The following is a 4,692-nucleotide window of genomic DNA, read 5'->3' on the forward strand; positions in this document are numbered from 1 at the left end:
CAACGGGGGACGGTCCACCGCCACTTCGGGCAGAGGGGGCGTACGGCCCGGGGTCCGTACGCCGACGGGAGTACCACGTCGGCCGCGACCTGGCCGTATTCGAGGGCAACGAGATCCACGGCGACGTGACCGGCATCCGCAAGGACCGGAAGAGCGCCCCGCAGAGCAAGGGGGAGCGGGCATGAGCGACGAGGACGACGTACAGACCCCCGACGAGGCCGCCAAGGACGACCCCCCGCAGGCCGACGCCTCCACCTCCGACAAGGGCGGCAGCGGCACACCGGCCGGCGACGGCGGCGACTCCGCCCCGCCCGAGGCCAACCCCTTCGACCAGGCCGTCCGCGGCCCCCTCGGCGGCGCCGGCGGCACCGGCGGCTCCGCCACCGCGCGCGCCGCCCTGCGCGCCCTCGCCTCCGGCCGCAGCTACACCATCGGCGGCGACGGCCAGGTCATCGAGGGCAACAACTTCATCAACCAGTACGGCACGCACGGCCCCGCCGACCTCGTCCAGGGCGCGGTGCCGCGCGAGACCCTGGAGCGCCTCGACGACGTGTACTGCGAGGTCACCGGCTACCAGCGGATGAAGGAACTCCTGCGCACCCAGCGCGTCCTCGTCCTGTGCGGCGAGCCCGGCAGCGGCCGCGAGTCGACCGCGCTCGCCCTGCTCTCCGAGCTCACCGAGTACAAGGTCAACCGGCTCGACCCGCGCCACGCCGTCGACGAGATCACCGCCGAGGCCCTGGACGAGGGCACCGGGCACCTCCTCCAGCTCCCCTCCGACGACGGCCGCGTCGAGACCGAGCCGCGCCGCGACCGCTCCGGTGAGCGGCGCGAGCCGCACCGGACGCCCGCCCGGCTCGCCGAGCTGCACCTCGACCGGTTCTCCGATCTGCTGCGGCGCAAGGAGGCGTACGGCATCGTCGTCGTCGAGAGCGGCGACCTCGCCGACCGGTTGCTGCGCGGCCGGTACGGGCTCACCTGTCCGCCGCCGCCGTCCGCCGACGTCCTCCACCGCCACCTCCGGGTCCTGCTGCGCGGCGAACCCGACGGGGCCCTCGACCGCGCCCGGCGGCTCGCCGCCGAGCCCGACGTCACCCGGGCCCTCGGTCTGGAGGAGCTGCGACCCCGGGAGGCCGCCCGGCTCGCCGACCACCTGGCCCGGCACCAGAAGGACGAGCTGACCCACGAGCAGCTCCTGGAGGACTGCGCCACCTTCGTACGGGCCCAGGCGCGCGCCTGGTTCGCCGGTGCGGACCGGCCCGGCGCCCTGCCCGAGGCGCTCCCCGCGCTGAACACCGCCGCCTTCCGCATCGCCGTCGCCGTCTTCGACGGCTCGGCGTACAGCATCACCGCCGAGGCGGCCGAGCTGCTCAGCTGGGAGCTCGCGGTCACCCTCGACCCCGAACAGGCCGCCGGGCGGCGGCTGTTCGGCACCCACGCGGAGAACCGTCCGGTGCTCGCCCGGTCCCTCCTGGAGGACGGCGAGATCGACCTCGGCACCGCCAAGGTCCCGGCGCTGATGGTGCGCTTCCAGGGCGAGGCGCTGGCCACGGCCGTGCTCGGCGAGGTGTGGCACGGGTACCACAACGTGCGCGGCCCGGTCTGCCGCTGGCTGCGCTCGCTCTGCGACGACCCGCGGCCGGAGGTCTGGGTCCGGGCGTCCATCGCGGCCGGCGTCCTCTGCTCCTGGGACTGGATCCACGGGTTCGGCGAGCTGATCAGCCCGATGGCGGCGATGGACAGCCCGGTCGCGCGGATGGCCGCCGCGACCGCGCTCGCCGAGGCGGCGCGCAACCCCCGGGTGCGGCCCGCCGTCGTCGCCGTCCTCAAGGACTGGGCGGCGAGCAGCGACGACGCGCTCCTGGAGACCGCCCTGCTGACCCAGGGCTATGTGCTCGCCGCGGGCTCGGTGCCCGGCTCGCTCGACGCGCTGGGGCGCGTGGTGCGCGGCCGCGAGGCGACGGACTCGGAGGTGCTCGGCTCGGCCGGGTTCAGCGTGATCCGGCTGCTCGCCTCCGGCGAACCGGGGCCGGTGGTGCGGCGGATGAGCGACTGGCTGGGCGACGGACGGCAGAACCTCGCCAACCTGGTCCTGGTCTCGACGATCAACACCCTCACCATGCGCACCACGTACCTCTGGGGGCTGCGCGACGTCCCGGAGCTCGAAGCGCACTCCGCCCGGCCGCTCCTCGTGGCGCTGCTGGCCACCCGGCCGGACCTCGCGCCCGCGCTGGCCGAACTGGTCCGCCGCGCGCTGACCACCGCCCGCTCCGGCGAGGCGGCGCTCGACGCGCTGGCCGTCCTGGTGCGCCGGGCGGCGAAGGACCAGGAGGCGCTGGACCTGGTGTGCCGCTTCCTGCCCCTGATCGCGGTCAGCCGGCGCGACCGCGACCGGCTGCGCGGGCTGCTGAAGGAGCTGGTCCGGGACCGGGACCGGCCGCTGGACAAGACGGCGGCGGGCCGGATGTGGGACGCCGTGACGGAAGGGGCGCGGCGATGAGCGCGCAGAACGGGAACCAGAACCAGAACCCGAACCCGAACCCGAACCAGAATCAGAATCAGGGCCGGAACCAGAACGTGAACCGGAACCAGAACGCGAACCGGAATCAGAACCAGAACCAGAACCAGAACGCGAACCGGGCCCAGAACCGGAACCCGGGCGGCCGCCCCGCCGCGCACTCCGCCGCCCGGCAGCAGGACGCCGAACGGCACCGGGGTCCGCTGAAGCGCGAGTGCAGCCCGCCGTTCAAGCGCACCAGCGGCGAGATCGCCGCCGTGCTGCTCTACCGCAACGGCGGCCACCGGGTGGTCTGGCCCGATCGCCACGAGGACACCAACAAGCCCTGGATCGGCAGCCCGTACACGTACTTCGAGGTCCAGCTCGGCCGCCATGTCGCCGAGTTCGAGCTCGCGCTGCCCGCCGCCGGCGACGGCGTCTTCTTCCAGGCCATCGCCCGCGTCCAGTGGGAGGTCGAGGACCCGTACCTGGTCGTCACCCAGCAGGTGCGGGACGTCGCCGAGCTCCTCCACGACGACCTGCTCGACGGACTGCGGGCGGTCTCACGCCGGTTCCGGCTCACCGAGGCGCAGCGCGCCGACGAGGCCGTACGCGACGAGATCGCCACCGGCCGGATCGTCCTCGGCCGCGACCTGGGGCTGCGCACCCGCGTGCGGGTCTTCGTCGACCTCGACCGGGACATCCGCGAGGAGGTCGGCCGCCGCGACACCGTCGCCGTGAAGATGCAGACGGACGAACGGGTCGCCGAGGCGACGCGGCGCAAGGAGGAGGCCGAGCGGCGGCTGGTCGCGGAGCGCGCCCGCGACCTGGAGGAGATGTTCCGGCGCGGCGACATGGCGCAGATCGCCCACCACATGGCGATGAACCCCGACAAGCAGTGGGAGATCCGCCGGGAGCTGCAGCAGGAGAAGCGCGAGGGGCAGGCGGACTTCCTGTCCGTCTTCAACCGGCTCCTCGACACCGGCGTCCTGGAGCGCCACGACATCGGCGAACCGATGTACCAGGTCCTGGAGTTCCTGCGGCAGAGCACCGGGACGATGCTCGGCGGGGTGGCCGCGCACGTCCTCGACCCGCCCGACAGCGGGCGTCCGCGGCGCGCGCTGGAGGAGGGGGCGGGCCGGCCGGAGCCGGTCCGGCCGCCGTGGGACGAGGACCGCGAGGACGCGCGCCGCGGCGACCGGGACGCGGACCGGAGCCCGGACCGGGACCCGCATGTGTACGAGCCCACCCGCGTCCAGTCCGCCTCCGAGCGCGACCGGGACGCGTACCGCGACCGCGACTCCGGCGGCCGTCCCTCCCGACCCAGCGAGGAATTCGACGACTGGGACGACGAATGAGCCCCGGACCGGCGGCCGATCCCGCCCGTACCGATCCCATACGCCCCGATTCCGACCGTCCCGACGCGGCCGACGTGCGGTTCATGGCCGAACGGCTGCTGACCACCGTCCGCGAAGACATAGGGCGCGCCGACACCAAGGCGGCGATCATGCTCTCCGGCGCGATCGCCTTCCTGGCCGTCCTCTTCTCCCGGGAGCGCGCCCCGCTGCCCGCCTCCGGGCCCGGCCTGTGGCTCCTGGCGTCCGGGGCAGTGCTGTGGGCGGCCGGGATCCTCATGCTCGTCTCGGTGATCCTGCCGCGCACCCGCCTCGGCGCGGACCGCACCCTGCTGCGCGACCTCGCGGCCGGATCCCCGGCCGGCGAGCTCCTGGACCGGCTGCGGGCGTCCGGGGAGGACGCCACCGGCTGGCTCCTCGACCAGGCGAGCGTGCACGGCTCCGTGCTCGCCGCCAAGTACAAGTGGCTGCGCGTGGGCGTCTGTTCGCTCGTGCTCGGCGCACTCCTTGCTCTTTTCAGCGAACTGTGGTGAGACGAACGATGCAGTGGAGACTCACGCCGGGCGCCCTGTTCCTCGCGGGGGCGCTGCTGGCGCTCTCCGGCCCGCTCGGCGCGCCGACGGCCGCCGCCCCGGGCCATGCCGCCCAGCGCGTCGCCGCGCCCTCCGAGGGCCCCGACCCGATCGACTTCGCCGTCGTCGTCGACCAGTCCAAGAGCCTCCCCGCCCAGGACCTCGCCCGCGAGGTCGAGGCCGCGGCGCTCATCGCGCAGGGCGAGATATCGGACCGCTCCCGGGCCACCGTCATCGGCTTCGGCAGCTCGGAGAAGCCCGGCCAGTC

The 4,692-nt window shown here is 74.4% G+C and carries 3 protein-coding genes and 2 pseudogenes; all 5 read left to right on the top strand.

The features are described 5' to 3' along the window. Positions 1-185: pseudogene (locus VIU94_RS33295) on the top strand (hypothetical protein); the annotation flags it as partial. Further along, on the top strand, positions 182-2,500 hold the full coding sequence (locus VIU94_RS33300) for a hypothetical protein (RefSeq protein ID WP_331917282.1): 2,319 nt from the start codon (positions 182-184) through the stop codon (positions 2,498-2,500). The pseudogene VIU94_RS33295 and the gene VIU94_RS33300, both read left to right, overlap by 4 nt. Further along, on the top strand, positions 2,497-3,855 hold the full coding sequence (locus VIU94_RS33305) for a hypothetical protein (protein WP_331917284.1): 1,359 nt from the start codon (positions 2,497-2,499) through the stop codon (positions 3,853-3,855). Before VIU94_RS33300 ends, VIU94_RS33305 begins: the two co-directional genes overlap by 4 nt. After that, entirely contained in the window at positions 3,852-4,385 is a 534-nt protein-coding gene (locus VIU94_RS33310; RefSeq protein WP_331917286.1) for a Pycsar system effector family protein, read from the top strand. Before VIU94_RS33305 ends, VIU94_RS33310 begins: the two co-directional genes overlap by 4 nt. 8 nt (positions 4,386-4,393) lie before the next feature. Next, a pseudogene (locus VIU94_RS33315) lies at positions 4,394-4,692 on the top strand (VWA domain-containing protein); the annotation flags it as partial.

It is taken from the genome of Streptomyces sp., from assembly GCF_036566765.1.
In the GTDB taxonomy this organism is placed as follows: Bacteria; Actinomycetota; Actinomycetes; order Streptomycetales; family Streptomycetaceae; genus Streptomyces.

Excerpts from the sequence above, each read along its gene's own strand:
- VIU94_RS33300 (WP_331917282.1), top strand. The coding sequence starts at position 182 with ATGAGCGACGAGGACGACGTACAGACCCCCGACGAGGCCGCCAAGGAC.
- VIU94_RS33305 (WP_331917284.1), top strand. The coding sequence starts at position 2,497 with ATGAGCGCGCAGAACGGGAACCAGAACCAGAACCCGAACCCGAACCCG.
- VIU94_RS33310 (WP_331917286.1), top strand. The coding sequence starts at position 3,852 with ATGAGCCCCGGACCGGCGGCCGATCCCGCCCGTACCGATCCCATACGC.